The organism is Ruegeria sp. N11 (genome assembly GCF_056531525.1).
Map to the genome: position 1 here is coordinate 174340 of NZ_JBQFLX010000006.1, position 16249 is coordinate 190588.

A 16249-nucleotide genomic window follows, 5' to 3' on the forward strand; every position below is an offset into this window, starting at 1 on the left:
AGAATGTCCGCGCCACAGAACCCGTTCAAAGCCGCACTGAAGGCCGGGCAACCTCAGATCGGTTGCTGGTTGGGTATGGCCGATGCCTATGCCGCTGAAATAGCGGCCACATCACGGTTCGACTGGCTATTGGTGGATGGTGAGCATGCGCCCAACGACCTGCGCACGGTATTGGAGCAAGTGCGCGTTATCGACGGTTCGGGCAGCCATCCGGTGGCCCGGTTGCCGATTGGCGAGACCTGGATGATCAAGCAGTATCTGGATGCCGGGGTGCAGACCATTCTTGTGCCGATGGTCGAAAGCGGTGATCAGGCGAGGGTACTGGTTCGGGCTGTACAATACCCGCCGCTAGGTGTCCGGGGGGTTGGTTCTTCAATGGCGCGGGCTTCGCGATTTGGCGCAATTCCGGACTACCTGACAACAGCGGACGAACAGGTGTGCCTGCTGGTTCAGGTTGAGAACCGACTGGGCATGGCCGCTCTGGATGACATACTGACAACGGATGTGGACGGTGTTTTTATTGGCCCTGCCGATCTTGCCGCGGATATGGGCCACCTGGGTAACGCCAGTCATCCCGATGTGGTCGAGGCAATTTTTGATGCCCTGACGCGGATCACCGCCGCTGGCAAGGCCGCGGGTATCCTGACACTCGACCCCGGAATGCAGCGCAAATGCCTGGATCTGGGCGTGACCTTTCTGGCGACAAGTATTGATGTAACCCTGTTTGCCTCGGCTATGCGCGGCGCTGCCGACGCGGCGCTGGCGTTGTTGCCGGACCAAAGTGTCACGGGCGTTGCACAGACAAGTACTGGCAGCAAATATCTGCAGCAGTTGTGCAAGCATTGGTCCCACAAGGCCGAAGTTTTCTTTGACGACACCGAAGGGAGTGTGGCCTTCGAGAACGGCAATGCTGTCACGCTGACGGCGGACGAAACCAGCCTGACCATCTCGGCCGCAACCGGACCCCGGGGCGACCTTGCCCGGTGGCAAGAGGTGATCGAAGCCCACCTGGCAAGGTTTGCTTTTCGTGAGGAGTTCAGCATCGACTGGGCGTCTTAATCACGTTCTGACATGCAGACGAGGGTGCGGTGGCATGATCGTCGTGTCATTTCTGGATTATGCCTTTGAGGGGAGATCGAAATGAAAACTGTCGACAAAGCCATGATGCTGCTGCGCCAGTTTTCTTTGGAAAGCCTCGAAATTGGTCTGAATGACCTGGCAAGGGCAACAGGGCAGGACAAGGCGGTCACGCGCAGGCTGCTGGTCTCACTCATCAGTCACGGGTTCATCGAACAGAACCCGGAGAACCGAAAATACCGGTTGGGCCACGGATTCCTCTCGCTGGCCAGGTTGAGAGAGGCCACCGTACCGATGGTGAATGCAACGCAAATCGTATCGCAATGGTTGTCCGCCCAGGCAAATGAAACAGTGCATGTCGGTATTCCCGGCGACAAGGGGATGGCGACTGCGGCCTTCACCTTGCCGCCGCGTGGGAATGTGATCAACCTGCGGCCCGCGGATTCCTACCCATTTCATTCGTCGTCTTCCGGCCTTGCGTATTTGTCGTTCTGTTCGGATCAGACACGCGAGCAATTGTTGGCACTCAAACGGGAAAAGCTGACGCCGTACACCGTGACGGATTTGGAGACGCTCAGGAAGCTGATCTCGGAGACCCGAGCCCGAGGGTTTGCCTGCAGTCGCAATGCGGTTGACATCGGCGTTGCCAGCGTAGCGATGCCGTTCTTCACCGACGGTAAAGATCCTGCGGGAACCGTTGCCATTGCCGTTCCCGACGCGAGTTTGGATGAAGCCCGAACAGTGGAACTTGCCGTGTTTCTCCAAACCGCAGTGGAAAAGCTTGAAATCGCACTGACTGGCGCACCAAGGCCCTGATGAAGAAATGGTGCGATTTATTGTGATTCCTGACCATTCTTTGGCACATAACACCCGACAGCGCAGGGTGGATCCGGCACAGCTTGACCCCACGGCGTTTGTGATCCGAAACCCCGAAGATCGGCTGCCTTGCAGACTGAAGGATTGTTTTGATGCCCAACTCTTTTCCTGAACAAGCGCCTGTGGTGATCATCGGTGGTGGTATCATCGGCATTTCGACCCTGTATCATCTGGCAAAGCGCGGCGTTCCCGCAGTTCTGGTCGAGCGACGGAAGATCGCCAGCGGAACAACCTGGCATGCAGCCGGGATCGTCGGGCAGTTACGCGACAGCACGGCACAGACCGAGCTGGGCAAATATACAGCGCGCCTTTTCAGCGATTTGGAAATCGAAACCGGACAGGCGACCGGCTACAAGACAAACGGCACGATCAATCTGGCAATCGGCGATGTGCGCCACGAACAACTGCTGCGCAGCCACGACCACGCAGCCCGCATGGGGATCGAGACTTTCATGCTGTCTCGCGACGAGTTGAAAGAGAAATGGCCATGGATCGAAACCGATGACGTGAAATCCGCATTCTTTGTTCCGTCGAATGGCCAGGTGAACCCGCTTGACGTTACGGTCGCGCTTAGCAAGGGCGCGCGGGCCATGGGGGCACAGGTGTTCGAAAACACCAGGGTTGATCGTCTGGTCATCCGGGATGGCAAGGTGGTTGGTATCGACACAGAAAGGGGCGTGATCGCGACCAACAAAGTGTTGCTGGCGGGCGGCATGTGGAGCCACCTGTTTGCCAAGGCACACGGAGTAACCGTGCCGCTGCACGCGACTGAACATTTCTACATTGTTACTGAACCTGTGGGCGGCTTGCTTAGGACCCAGCCGATTCTGAACATCGCCGAAGAGCGGACCTATTGGAAAGAAGACACTGGCAAGCTGCTGATCGGGTCATTCGAAAAGCATGGCAAGCCCTATGGCAGGAACGGCATCCCCGAAGACTTCGAATTCGACGAGCTGCCGTTTGACATGGAACATGTCGAACCGAATCTTGAGAAGATGTTCGAACGCATGCCTGCACTGGGCGAGATGGGCATACAGACTTTTTTCAACGGGCCCGAGAGTTTTACACCCGATGGCCGCCCCTATCTGGGTCCGACCGGCGAGATCGAGGGCCTGTTTGTGGCAGCCGGCATGAACTCGAACGGAATCCTGAACTCGGGTGGTGTTGGCCTGACAATGGCGGAATGGATAACCGACGGCGCGCCGTCGCGGGGCATGGGCCCGATGCTGGCCCGCCGGGCGCACCCATTCCAGCGCAATACCAAATACAATCATGACCGCAGCGCCGAGTCAGTAGGCTTCCACTATGGCGTCAACTGGGTCGGACGGCAGGTCCATTCGGCACGCAGAGTGCGTCGGGTGCCGTTGCATGATCGGCTGAAAGAGGCAGGCGCGACATTTGCCGAGCGGATCGGCTGGGAGGTGCCGATGTACTTCGACCCCGAAAAAAAGGGTTGGAATGAAGAACCGAGCCTGCGGCGCAAAGACTGGGCACCGCACGTCAGGGCCGAATGTCTGGCCGCCCGGGATGCTGCTGTGCTGATCGATCAATCGATGTATTCGAAAATTCAGGTGCAGGGTCCGTACGCGGTCAAAGCGCTGAACAAGGTCTGCGGCGCGCAGATGGATGTCACGGTCGGCACCTCGGTCTACACCCAGTTCCTGAACGCGCGCGGCGGGATCGAGGCCGATGTGACCGTGACCCGAACAGCGCAGGATTGTTTCATGGTAATTACAGGCCATCCCAGCCAGATGCGCGATCAGGCATGGATCAAGGATCACGCCGAACCGGGCTGGCGGTTCGAGGTGTTCGACGCGACCTCGGGCTATGGCCTGATCACGATCCACGGTCCAAGATCGCGCGACATTCTGTCTGCCATCTCGGGCGATGACCTGTCGAACGAGGCCTTCCCCTTTGGCGCGGCACGAGAAATCGACATGGCTTATGCCCGCGGGTGGGCCATCCGGCGCTCGTTCATTGGTGAACTCGGGTACGAGCTGATGATACCCACCGAGTTCGTCGCTGGTGTTTATGAAGCGCTGATTGCAGCGGGCAAATCGCACGGAATGCTCCATATGGGAATGTTCGCCATGAACGCTTGCAGGCTCGAGAAGGGCTTCCGACATTTCGGGCATGACATCGCCGAGGATGACACGCCTTATGAAACCGGGCTGGGTTTTGCAGTAGCGCTGGATAAGGCTAGCAACTTCCTCGGCAAGGACGTTCTGACTGAACAGAAGGCTGGCGGTGCCGCGACTGCGCACCGCACCGTATCCTGCAAAGTTGACGACCTGGATGCTGAAACCGGTCCGTATCTGATTCACAACGAGCCTGTGTGGAAGAATGGCAGGATTGTGGGGCATGTCACCTCGGGCGACTGGGGCTTCCGGTTGCAGGCGATGGTCGGTTTGGCCAGCCTGCACCATGAGGAAGGTGTCTCGAAGGCCTGGATCGACGAGGGCGGCTTTGACGTTCAAATCGCCGGGGAAATGTACCCGCTAAGGGTTCAGTTTGCGCCGTACTACGACCCCAAAGGAGAGTTGATGCGGGGCTGACACCAGACCAGGGAAGCTCAATTGACAATCGCGCAGCCTAGTTCTTAATATGTTAATTAAAATTCAGCGGAGGACCTCATGGCGGACAAGACGATCCTTGTCGTTGGGACATATGACACCAAAAACGACGAGTTGGAGTTCATGGCGGCAAAGATCCGTTCCTTGGGCGGTGGTGTGCTGACCCTGGACGTCAGTGTTCTGGGCGACCCCGCCAATCCCACCGACTATTCGAAACATGATGTGGCCAAGGCGGGTGGCAGCTCGATCCAGGCCGCCATAGACAGTGGTAGCGAACATGTGGCTATGCAGATCATGTCCGCCGGTGCCTGTGTCCTGACCCGCCGCTTGCACGATCAGGGCCTGATTGACGGTGTGATCTTACTGGGCGGCACCATGGGTACCGATCTTGCGCTGGATGTCTGTCAATCGTTGCCTATCGGAGTGCCCAAATACGTCGTCTCTACCGTGTCCTTCTCGGCCCTGATCCCGGCCGAGCGTCTTTCGCCGGACATCCAGATGATCCTCTGGGCCGGGGGGCTGTATGGGTTGAACGCGATCTGCAAATCGTCGCTGTCACAGGCGGCAGGCGCCGTTTTGGGGGCCGCACGCGCGGCAGAACCGGCCAAAAGCGGGCGTCCGATGGTGGGTGTCACCTCGTTGGGGACCTCATGCCTCAAGTACATCAAGACACTCAAACCTGCGTTGGAAGAGCGCGGTTATGAAGTTGCCGTATTTCATGCCATGGGCATGGGCGGCATGGCCTTTGAACAGATCGCAGGCCAAAACGGCTTTGTCTGCGTTATGGACTTTGCCGGGTGCGAATTGGGCAATCTGCTGGCCGGTTCCGTCGTGAACGCAGGCAAGGACCGGCATCGCGGGGCAGGGCGGGCCGGCATTCCGCAGATCGTGGCCCCGGGATGTATGGACCTGATAGATTTTGCGGGCTGGCAAGACATCCCGGAACGGTTTTTGAACCGTCCGATCCACACCCACAACAAATTGGTCAAGAACACCTACTACACTGCTGACGAGCGGCGCGAAATTGCCCACGAACTGAACAAGCGCCTTGGCGAAAGTCCCGCGCCCACCCATCTGATCATACCGCGCGGCGGCATCGAGGAATGGGATCGCCCGGGTGGAGATTGTTACGACCCAGATGGCCTGAGCGCGTTTATTGAGGCTCTGACAACTACTGTCGCACCTTCGGTTCAGGCAACCGAACTGGACGCCCATATCAATGACCCGGAATTCTGCATCACCGCCCTGGAGATATTCGACCAATGGGTCGCGCAGGGCATTGTTCCCGCCGGTGAACCAGCAGCCTAAAGCGCGCTGATTCCGTCCGGAGTGCGCTTGGGAACCTTTGGCCTTTCGACTGTGACCCTCGCACAGCCCGTAGGCGCGAGGGCATCGGCGAAGGACATTTCGACCTCTGTAGCGGCCGTTCGTTTAGTTAGATTAGGCGTCAGTCTTTGACTCTTAGGCTTTCTAGTCCGTTTTTGAGCGATCGGAAGCGCGTCGCGCCAGTATCTTAACAATTACGGCGGCCAGTTCGGGCGCGATTGTACCAAAAGGGTCCCGTGACATTTTTTTGACATGCGTAATCGCGTCCTGCGCCTGTGTCAGCCCGTCGCGGATTTCTTCTTCGATGTCTGCCAGCGCCATGTCGCGCAATTCAGTCACTGTTTCACTGTCGGACTGCGAGGACATTGATTTGGCAAAGAGGGCCAGCAAAACCGCCAACACAAGGTTCGCCGCGGCAACCAGAAGCGCCGACAGCGGTTTCGATAGTGTTTCTGACAATGCGAAATAGCCTGCGACATTCAGCATGATCACAGCCAGCCCCACGGCCAGACCGGCCGCGGCATATAGCCCGGTGCGGCGCGCCGCGATGGTAAATTGCCGCTGGGCAATCAGCCGTTCTGAACGTAGGACGATCGACAAGTTTCTGGAAATACGGCTCATGATACGCTCCTACCGGGACCGGCCAATCAAATACCCAAGGGCAAAGACACCAAGGGCAAACAGAATCGGCTTTTTGTGGGGCAAATCTTCCAGTTCGGTCAGCACATCTTCGATCTGCCCGGGAAGATGTCGCAGATTTTCGGCCCAAGCTTCTGAAATCATCTCGTGATCAGGTGTCTGTGGGTCATTGGTTTCGCGATATTCAATCGGCTTCTCGTTGCGGGAATACTCCGCCAATTGGCGCTTTAACTCAGCAACCTGCTGTTCAAGCTCTGCTTTTGTGACCATCCCTTTGGACCCTTCCGCCCCGGTGTTCTGTTTGGCTACCCGAGCCTCGCGGTTGGTGTCCGGGGTCTCTGTTCATCAAGAATTAATCGATTGGCGTGCAAGGTAGCAACTTCGTGGACATGTGTGACCGGTTCCGCTGCACAAAAGTTCCTTATTTAAGCCCAACTTAACTCAGTATAACAAATGAAGCGTGTTTCGCGAGTGTGAGGTCACTTTATGGCGAATTATTCGTATATCGGGTATGATCCCAGCGTAATAACCGTCTCGTTTTTTGGCGGCGGTGTTACGCTGTCCAATACGTATGACCCGAATGCGGACCGGGTATTGTTTTCGGTGGTTGACGGCGCCGGAGGGACGCTGGTCAATGGCGCGCCGGACAATGGCACGGATTTCAACGGTGACAGATTCAACAACGAAGTTGGCGATGACCTGACGCAGACAGGCGACGTGACCAGTCTGGACGGGTCTGTCACGTTCCTGAGTGGCAATATCTACCTCGAAGAATCCTATCAGCTTTTCAAACCGGGCGGCGGGACGATCGACGTGTTCCGGGTCGAGGTCGACGGCACCTTGGCCGGTTATATCACGTCCGAACCGCTTGTTCCGGGCACCAGCTACCCGTTCTCAATCTCGAATGTAACGCCTGGAAACGCGCCGGATACCACTGACCCTGACGCAATTGTCGATGTACCCTGTTTCGTGAAAGGTACCCTGATCGGCACACCAGACGGTTCAAGGCCTGTCGAAAGCCTGATGGCCGGAGATCTGGTTGATACGGCAGACGGGCAGGCCCGGAAAATTCGATGGATCGGATCACGCACTCTGGATTTGTCCGCACAGCGGCATCTAACACCGATCCGGATAGCGCAAGGGGCACTCGCGCCGAACTCTCCGTCGTCGGATCTGATGGTATCACCAAACCACCGGATGCTGGTGACGAAGCCTGTCAATGAAATCCACTTTGGTGACAAGGCGGTGCTGGTCGCGGCCAAGCATTTGCTGGGCTTACCCGGCGTGTCAGTCGCGGCGGACGTGTCGCAGGTAACCTATTTCCATTTCATCTTCGACAGGCATGAAATCGTGCATTCAAATGGCGCGTTTTCTGAAAGTCTTTATCCCGGTGACATCGCCGCGCGAGGCTTCTCAGAGGAGTCCTGGAACGAGATCGTCGAGATTTTTCCCGAGATTGCCGATGGCGTTTGTAGGAACTACGGCCCGACGGCGGCGCGGGTTCTGAAAAAACACGAAGCCAGCATCATGGTGGGCTGACTTCCGGACTGGAAACAACCTGAAGATCGTTGATTGCGGGGGCCTGAAGGCTCACGAAGCGCCATTGTTTTGGGGATGAGGTCTGATTTTACGCACGTCCCTGTGGTGGCGTTCGGCGGCAAAAAAGACATTCTAGCCTCACAAGAAAGGCGAAAAAGACGGGCCGCTGGGGCAGCCCGTCTTCCGGCAGGACAAACCTGCCCTCCACAACGTTGCCGGTTCGTTGTGACAAGGAACCGGTTGGCTGATCGGGGAATCAGCCGCCGTTGGAGTTCGCAAGAGGTGGCTGAGCAAAATCGTTGGCAGGGGCCGTCAGGTCCTGCGCGCCGGTCCCGGGCATTAGCTCAAACCCCAGATCGAACTGGTCCAGAGTTGAGGCCAGTTGCGCCACCAGATCCGCATTGCCTTCGGACTTCGCCGTTCCGTCCGCCAGCATATCTGTCAGCTTCCGCTCTCCGGTCATGACCTGTTCCAGGTCGGTACGGTTCAGAGCAATCGAAAGGTCGGCGTCATCAGCTTTTTGGCCCACGATGTGGGTCAGCGTGGCGTTGCTCATCTCGACGACGATGTTTTCGTCCCGATCGGGGATCGTCAGATTAATCGTGAACTCCATCCCTGCCGCTTTGGCGCTGTTGACGCGGATGCCAAGAAAGTCCAGCCACATGCTTGTCGGCATGGCCTTGATCGTATCCGGGCCGGTGGTTTCGATGGTGGCGCCCTGAGGGATGCCATTGCGCAGTTCATAGGCCGCGCCCAGGAACGAATTGCGGACCGATGGGCTTTCCTTCTGATATCCAATCTGTTCGAAGGCATCGGCCAGCAAGTCCTTGGCGGTCTGGTTCTGCGGCTCGGCGTAGACAAGTTTGTTGAGGATCTCGGTCGCTTCGAGATATCTCCCGGCAGCCACCAGTTCCTGACCTTTTGCCATGATCGGTCCGGCGCCGCCCATCATCTCGACAAACAATGGTGCGCTGTCTTCGGGCGAAAGGGGCGTCAGCGTCGTCGGGTTGGCATCCCAATAACCCAGATAGCGGTTGATCACCGCGCGGCTGTTATGCTCGACCGAGCCATGATAGCTGCGTGCCGCCCATTGATCTTGAAGGCTCTGCGGCACCTCATAGACGTTGTGGACCTGATTGATGGTCACGCCCTTGTTGGCCAGGTTCAGAACCCCGTTGTTGAGGTTGGCATAGGTGTCGCGCTGTGCCCGCATCACCTCCTGAATACGATCATTGCCGAAACGCGGCCATGAGTGCGAGGCGAACATCAGTTCGGCATCCTGCCCGAATTCGTAAAGCGCATCGTTGATATGCTTGGACCAGCTCAGCGCATCACGGACCAGCGCACCGCGCAGAGTGTAGATGTTATGGATGGTGCCGGTGATGTTTTCAGCCGCCCAGAACGCTTTGAGGTCGGGGAAGTAGGTATTCATCTCCGCCGGGGCCTCGGTACCCGGTGTGTTCTGGAAGATCATGCGCACGCCGTCGATGGTGATCTCTTCATAGTCATCCGAGACATAGCGGGTCGGTTCAATCAGGCCGGTGGTTCCGGCCGAGATGTTCTTGCCGATCGACTGGTCCACATGGCCGTAAGGATTTCGCGGCAGCAGAACGCCGTATTGGAAGAACAGCCGGCGGTTCATCACGTTGCCCGCATAAACGTTCTCGGAAACGGCATGTTCCATGAAACCGGCAGGCGCGATGACTTCAACGCCATCGGCGACATCTTCGTCGGTGATGACACCGCGCACACCGCCATAGTGGTCGGCGTGAGAGTGTGAATAAACCACCGCTTTGACCGGCAACTCACCCACCGTGTCGTTCAACAGTTTCAATGCGGCCGCGGCGGTTTCCTTCGACGCCAGCGGGTCAAAGATGATCCAGCCGCTTTCGCCGCGGATAAAGGAAATATTTGACAGGTCAAAGCCACGCACCTGATAAATCTGGCCTTCCAGAATTTCAAACAGGCCATAGTTCATGTTCAAAACTGCCTGGCGTTGCAGCGACGGGTGGATCGAATCGAACTCCTGTCCGTCTTCCAGCAGGAAGTCATAGCTGCCGATATCCCAGGCCACTGTGCCGTCTTCGGTCGTGATCTGGCGATAATCGGGAACGGCGATCAGGTCTTTACGGCTTTCTTCAAAATCCCGCTGATCCTCGAACGGCAGGGTGTTGCGCAATTTTTCCTGAAAATTGACCGTGAATTCCGAGGGCAGTTTACCCTTGGGATCAAAATGCTCCTGTGCGGCTACAAGACTGGCGGAGACAGTCAGCAATGCGGTGGAAAGGGCCAGAATGTGTCGACGTGCCATAGGTTGGGCAGCTCCAATTGATAAATGCTCGATCGTGGTTTTCAGGAGCGTGTTCAGATGTTCCGTTCCGCATTCGTGGAAGTTTGGAAAGACAAACCGATCACCTGCAGCAACTCCTGTTGAAGCAAAGGCTGTTATGCATTCGCGCGCGCTCGTGAAGTGCGAACATGTTGCTACCTGGGCGGTAGTAGATGTAAAAGCGGCGAAACATTTGCCATAAGAGACTATAACAAAACCATTTTTCAGAACTGGATGCCGGATTTGGCCATATCAGAGCGGGATATCCGCACGCAGCTGCAGCGCCTTCTTGACCACCCAGAGTTTTCAGCGACGCCCCAGCGCAGGGCCTTTTTGGCTTATGTGGTCGACGAATACCTGGCCGGCCGGGCCGGCCATATCAAGGGCGTGTCGATTGCCATGTCGGTCTTTGACCGCGATGCCAGTTTCGATCAGCAATCCGATCCGGTTGTCCGGCTTGAAGCGCGCCGTCTACGTCAGGACATCGATGGGTACTATGCCGGTCCTGGTCGCGACGATCCGATACGTCTCAGCATTCCCAAGGGCGGTTATGCGCCGCGGTTCGAACGGATGACGTTTGCCCAACCCAGTTCTGTTCAACCCGCATCAGAGCCTATGAAAAAGGAAGGCCGGTCGCGATCCACCAGAATAATTCTGGCGTCGTGCCTTGGGATGGTATGTGCAGTGATCTGGGCGGGATGGTCTGTCTTGTATGACCCGCCCTCGGAACGAGACCCGGGGTTGCCCAAGGGGCCAATCATTGCGGTCTTGCCGTTTGACTCATTGGGCGAGGCGTCCTTGGTTCTGGCTGATGGCATTACGCAACAACTGACGACCGAACTGATCAGGTTCAACGATTTGTGGGTTCTGCCACTGGGGACGGTTGGCCGTTTTCGGGGCGGCGACACCGACCCGCAGACGCTCCGGACTGAATTCAAAGCGGACTACGCGCTTGAAGGCAGCGTTCTGGAAACCAGAGATTCCCTGCGCTTGTCAGCGCGGCTGATCAATCTGGCCGAGGCGCGGTATGTCTGGGTGCGCAGTTATTCTGTCGGGCGGTCCCCGTCCGAGATCTATCGTGCTCAGGATCAGATAGTCCGGGACGTTACCGGGCAGTTGGCCGGCAAATACGGATTGCTGACACATGACGCGATGCGGTCCGCAGCCCGTACACCGCCCAGAAACCGGGACGCCTATGACTGCGTTCTCGAGTATTACGCCTATCAGATCCGCATAAACCTCAGTCGCCACGCCGAGGTCAAATCCTGCATTCTGAAAGCGGTTGACCAAAATCCTGACTACGCCGAGGCATGGGCGGTTCTGTCGAACCTTTATCTGCAGCAGGTCCGGTTCAATCTGGGTGGCGATCGCACTCAGGTACTGCAATCTGCAAACGTGGCTGCGCGCCGGGCGTTGCAGATCGATCCCAACCTGCCGACGGCTCATCTGATGCTGGCGAACCTGAGGTTTGTCATGGGTGACATGGATGGTTTCCGGAAGTCGGGTGCGGCAGCAATTGACCTTAATCCAAATGATGCGGCCATCTTGGCACATTATGGTATGCGCCGGGCCTTCGGCGGAGACTGGGATGAGGGGTTGGCACTGGTGGATCGCGCGATTGCGCTGAATCCGGTTTACCCCCATTGGTATCGGTTCCCGCGTGTCTTCTACCTGTTTGATCAGGGTGAATTCGAACAGGCCCTGACCGAGCTGAACCAGATCGAGATGCCGGATTTTTTCTGGACGCATCTGTGGCACGCCGCCCTCAGTCACGAAGCCGGTCAGCCGGATCGCGCCAAGGCTGCAATCCGTGACCTGCTGAGACTTCAGCCGGAGTTTTCCGCCAACGCGCTGAAAACACTCTCTATCTGGCAACTGGATGAAGCATTCAAGCAGAAACTGCTGCGCAGTCTCAGCAACGCCGGACTGCCCGGCGACACCTGATTTAATAGTCTGCAACCAGCAAAAAGTCGGGGGCCACGTCTTCCTCAATTGAGGCGAAGCGGGGAATGGGATCTTCGAACACGTTGTCGGTACGGTCATCATTAACCGTGGACACCTCACCAATCAGACAATCGCCCTGTTCCGCCCAGAAAGCATGCCAGATACCGGGCATGAGTGTGACACTCTGGCCCGGTTTCAGCCGCAGATGCTCGCCCGGTTGGATTGTCACGGGGCAACTGTCGCTGGGTACGGTCACGGCATTATCGCGGTCTATGCCGCCCCCGGCGTCAGATCCATAGATTTCCATAACCAGGTCACCACCACCACGGTTGATGATGTCTTCAGCCTTGATGATATGCCGGTGCATGGGCGAAAGCTGTTTGTCCCGCGAAATCAGCAGTTTCTCAGCATACAGCATGCCACGCCCCTGATTTAGTTGGGTCACGTCGCCATTGCGCAGGGTGAACAGAAACAAACCCAGTTCATCAAACCGACCTTGTCCGTAATCGGTGATATCCCAGCCCAACCCTCGTTCGCGGATACCTGAAGCTTGCGGGCTGCGGATTTCGTCGGGCGACCAGTCCGCAAAGGGTGGCAGAACCGCCCCGAAAGACTGGATGAAAGCCTGAGCTTCTGCCTTGATGCGATTGATTTCGGATCGTTTCACGAAAGACCTTCCTTTTCTTATAGCTCGTGCCGCCACGGCGGATTTGCCCCGGCGCGGGATACGGTAACGGCGGCTACTTCGGCCCCCATTTCAAGGGCCGCGCACAACTGGGTGCGGGACAGATTACGCAAGCCCGGTTTGGTCAGATGACCCGACCCGTTCAACTGGGCCAACACGCCTGCATTGAATGTGTCGCCGGCGCCTACCGTGTCGACCACCTCTGCCGGTTTCACTGGCACCGAGACGTTCGATCCATCAGCAAGATACCCGGAAGCGCCATCGCTGCCCCGAGTGACCAAAACCACGGCAGGACCGGCCTGCAGCAGCAAAGGCACCTTTTCTTCCAAAGGTTCCGGGCCCGGTATGATCCAGTTCAAATCTTCGTCCGAAACCTTGAGGATATCGGTTTGCGAAATCATGCGGTTCAGGCGGGTGCGGTATCTGGTCGGTTCCTTGATAAAGCCCGGGCGGATATTCGGATCCAGCATGACAGCGCGATCCGATCCGTGGCGGTCAAGCAACGCGGCATACGCATCAGCACAAGGCTCACACGCCAGACTTATCCCGCCGAAATACATTGCTGATACCGTTGTCAGCTGTTCTGGCATGTCTTCGGGGCGCAGCATGCGTCCTGCGGTGTTCTCGTCAACGAAACTGTATGTGGCTTGCCCGTTCTGCAATTGCACAAAGGCCAGCGTTGTTGGGCGGTCTGATGCTATCAGATGCGTGGTATCGACATGACTGTCGTTGAGCGCCTTTTCCAGTTGTCGGCCAAACATGTCCGTAGACAAACCTGTCAGCATCGCGGCCGGCGCGCCAAGACGGCCCAGTGCAATGGCTGTATTGAAGACGGCACCGCCGGAATGGGGCACAAACCCCTGTTCCCCGGACAGCGTCGGAGAGGCAATCATATCAATCAAAGCTTCGCCACAACACAGGATCAAGATAGGAGTCCTTTCGGATTGGAGATCAGATGCCCTTGCCCCGCAGGGCGTTATTGCAGAAGTTGTTTGCACCGATTATGCCGAATTCAGACTGCTCTGAAACATAGAGGTTCATGGACCGGCGCAACTCACTGAAGCGGCCACCTGCATTGAAGGCCGCACGAAATGCGTCACGAAACAGCCAGCGGTTCTTTTCTGCCACGCCGCCAACCAGGTAAACGCCACCTATTGGCATGAGGGTCACCGCCAGATCGCCCATCATGGCGCCAAGATGCGTGGTGAACATTTGCGCCGCCTTCGCCGCGAACGGATCAGTTTGCGCGCGCGCATCCTGCAGGATGTCCCGGGCGTTGCGTTTTGGCGTGTCGGCATGACCCGCGGCCAGGCCAATAGCCTGATACAGAACCGGCAGGCCGGTGCCGCTCAGAAACATCTCGGCCTCCAGCACCAGACTGCCGTCAAAGAAACAGTCGGGCGCGATGCTTCGGGCAGCGCGGAAGACCTCGACCTCGTCATCATGGCGCGGGGACAGGCCGATATGGCCGCCTTCGCCCGACACAGTATGGTAGCGCCCTTCCGAGTAGAGCAATGCGCCAACGCCAAGACCAGTGCCCGGTCCAACCACCAGACGGGTTCCGGGCGGAGGTGTTTCGGACCCTTGCAGGACATCGACATCACTTGATGAGATTTCCGCCACCGACCAGGCGGCCGCGGTGAAGTCATTAATGACGAATGTATTCTGCGCGCCCGTTGCCCGCCCGATGTCTGTTTCGGACAGGTCCAGATGGGCGTTGGTCAACCGGATCGTTCCATTTTTTACCGGCCCGGCCCCGGCCGCGACCACCGCGCGCGGGTCAGTTCCGATGTCGTCCCTCAACTCGTGGAAGGCCGTGAGCAACTGGGAAAGATTGCCCGTCGGGTGTTTTCGCAATTCAGTCAGTTGCCCGTTCGAAATCACTCCGAGCCGTGTGTTGGTTCCACCGATATCGGCAACCAGGTTCCAATGTTCGTGCATGCGACCGGCAGGCTGCGCCATGGGACGCGCCAGAACCTCTACTTTTGACAACGCGTTCTTTATTGCCTCGAACGATCCGTTTTCTGCAAACTTATCATCGCCAGGCAAGGATCGGGCGAAAAACCCTTCGACAGGCACGCCTTGACCCGTTGCAGATTGAACCGCTCCAAGAGCTTGGTTCAGGCGTTCGATCCCTTGTTCAACTGCGCGCTGACCGAGGTTCCGCCGAATGCCGTCGGTGACATAGATGGGCAGGTCGCCGGTGTACTCCTGTTGTATGTGTAACAGAAGCTTCGGCAGTTCGGGACTGGTTTTCTGTTCAAACCCGTCTGGTGGATCGACGACTTCGCACGAAACACAGTTGAGGGCACACCAGTCTATCGGCGCGCCAATCGTTTCGAAATCATCCTGCCAACCGTGTGGCAGAAGTTGCTCCAACTTGTTCGGTTCGTCTACGGGATAGGTTTTGCGGAACAGGGCGTTGTTGACGTGGCGCACGTATGATCGGGAGCCATTCCCGATTGTGCGCTCTCCTTGGTCATCAGCAGTCGCAATTTCAGCCTGATCGATATCCAGCATGACGCCAAGATTTGTCATGCCCAGCCCGCGCATGGACTGGATCGACTGCCCATGCGCCAAAAGCAGATGGTGCATGGTACGCGCCGTAGTTCGTGTAAAGCGCTGTCCAGGGATTTGGCGATTTGATTCAATAACGTCCAGTGGCGAACAAATTGGCGCGACGCTGTACATCCTGTCGCCGACACGGCCCATTATGATTTCCGTAAAGTCAGCGAACCAACCGGCAATGTCGCGATTTCGCCACCCCCCCAGGTCCGCAAGCGCCGTGGGCAAGCCCTGGTGAAACAGGGTGGCGCAGGGGCGTATGCCACGGTCCAGCAAAGCGTCTGCCAGCCGGTCATAATAATCAAGACCATCCGGGCTGGCCGCGCCGCGGCCTTCGGGCATCACCCGCGTCCAGCTGACCGTGAAAGCCAAGCCGTCAAACCCGGCTTCGCTTACCGGATCGAGCCACTGTTCCAGCTTGCTGAGGGGGTCATACGCCGAACCATCCGAGTTTTGTGTCGAAGCCGTAAGTGTTTCCCGCCCCATCTGACGTGCATCATCCCGGTTGGCTTCCTCGCCCTGGCAGGCAGGTGACGCCACGCCAAAGAGGAAATCTTTGGGAAAGTCGCTGCGTTTGAAATTCATGCTCGGAACCTGCCGGGGTCGGGAATGATTGCGCTACCATTTATCAGGTCCTTTTGCGGCAATCCAGATGTATGCGCAGTCAAAAATGACTTCTTCTGCTCAAGTACCCGT

The 16249-nt window shown here is 57.4% G+C and carries 12 protein-coding genes; 6 read left to right on the forward strand and 6 right to left on the reverse strand.

Annotated features, from left to right (window positions below; translation table 11 throughout):
• Window positions 1-3: 3 nt before the first annotated feature.
• The 4 genes from ACR0J8_RS08570 to ACR0J8_RS08585 all read left to right on the forward strand — a co-directional run bounded on the left by ACR0J8_RS08570 (window position 4) and on the right by ACR0J8_RS08585 (window position 5834).
• Window positions 4-1059, forward strand: a complete 1056-nt coding sequence (locus ACR0J8_RS08570) for an aldolase/citrate lyase family protein (RefSeq protein ID WP_480523409.1) — start codon at window positions 4-6, stop codon at window positions 1057-1059.
• 81 nt (window positions 1060-1140) lie between these two features.
• Window positions 1141-1893: an IclR family transcriptional regulator gene (locus ACR0J8_RS08575; RefSeq protein WP_480523411.1), complete on the forward strand. Its 753-nt coding sequence runs from the start codon at window positions 1141-1143 to the stop codon at window positions 1891-1893.
• A gap of 152 nt (window positions 1894-2045) precedes the next feature.
• Window positions 2046-4508, forward strand: coding sequence for an FAD-dependent oxidoreductase (locus tag ACR0J8_RS08580; RefSeq protein WP_480889688.1), 2463 nt, complete (start codon window positions 2046-2048; stop codon window positions 4506-4508).
• Between the two features lie 78 nt (window positions 4509-4586).
• Window positions 4587-5834 carry a Tm-1-like ATP-binding domain-containing protein gene (locus ACR0J8_RS08585; protein ID WP_480523415.1) on the forward strand — a complete coding sequence of 416 codons (1248 nt, stop codon included), beginning with the start codon at window positions 4587-4589 and terminating at the stop codon, window positions 5832-5834.
• A gap of 162 nt (window positions 5835-5996) precedes the next feature.
• Here the strand turns inward: ACR0J8_RS08585 and ACR0J8_RS08590 are convergent, their stop codons facing one another.
• Both ACR0J8_RS08590 and ACR0J8_RS08595 read right to left on the reverse strand, forming a co-directional pair.
• Window positions 5997-6473 (reverse strand): phage holin family protein, encoded by a 477-nt coding sequence (locus tag ACR0J8_RS08590; RefSeq protein WP_170611275.1) that lies wholly within the window; start codon window positions 6471-6473, stop codon window positions 5997-5999.
• A gap of 9 nt (window positions 6474-6482) precedes the next feature.
• Entirely contained in the window at window positions 6483-6761 is a 279-nt protein-coding gene (locus tag ACR0J8_RS08595; RefSeq protein WP_480523417.1) for a hypothetical protein, read from the reverse strand.
• Between the two features lie 216 nt (window positions 6762-6977).
• Here ACR0J8_RS08595 and ACR0J8_RS08600 point away from each other — a divergent pair, with 216 nt between their 5' ends.
• Window positions 6978-8030 carry a Hint domain-containing protein gene (locus ACR0J8_RS08600; RefSeq protein WP_480523419.1) on the forward strand — a complete coding sequence of 351 codons (1053 nt, stop codon included), beginning with the start codon at window positions 6978-6980 and terminating at the stop codon, window positions 8028-8030.
• A 256-nt stretch (window positions 8031-8286) separates the two neighbouring features.
• On the opposite strand, the gene ACR0J8_RS08605 is transcribed toward ACR0J8_RS08600, so the two are convergent.
• Window positions 8287-10341 (reverse strand): alkyl/aryl-sulfatase, encoded by a 2055-nt coding sequence (locus tag ACR0J8_RS08605; protein WP_480889692.1) that lies wholly within the window; start codon window positions 10339-10341, stop codon window positions 8287-8289.
• Between the two features lie 252 nt (window positions 10342-10593).
• Between ACR0J8_RS08605 and ACR0J8_RS08610 the strand changes: the two genes are divergently transcribed.
• The gene (locus ACR0J8_RS08610; RefSeq protein WP_480889694.1) at window positions 10594-12303 is read left to right on the forward strand and encodes a tetratricopeptide repeat protein; all 1710 of its coding nucleotides are present in this window, start codon (window positions 10594-10596) and stop codon (window positions 12301-12303) included.
• A 1-nt stretch (window position 12304) separates the two neighbouring features.
• Here ACR0J8_RS08610 and ACR0J8_RS08615 read toward each other — a convergent pair whose 3' ends face one another.
• From ACR0J8_RS08615 to ACR0J8_RS08625, 3 genes are read right to left on the reverse strand one after another with little or no spacing between them, the layout of a single operon-like run.
• Complete coding sequence (locus ACR0J8_RS08615) at window positions 12305-12970, reverse strand: D-lyxose/D-mannose family sugar isomerase (protein WP_480523424.1); 666 nt, start codon at window positions 12968-12970, stop codon at window positions 12305-12307.
• Between the two features lie 17 nt (window positions 12971-12987).
• Window positions 12988-13914: a carbohydrate kinase family protein gene (locus tag ACR0J8_RS08620; protein ID WP_480523426.1), complete on the reverse strand. Its 927-nt coding sequence runs from the start codon at window positions 13912-13914 to the stop codon at window positions 12988-12990.
• Between the two features lie 25 nt (window positions 13915-13939).
• Window positions 13940-16138: a family 1 glycosylhydrolase gene (locus ACR0J8_RS08625; protein ID WP_480523428.1), complete on the reverse strand. Its 2199-nt coding sequence runs from the start codon at window positions 16136-16138 to the stop codon at window positions 13940-13942.
• Window positions 16139-16249: the final 111 nt, after the last annotated feature.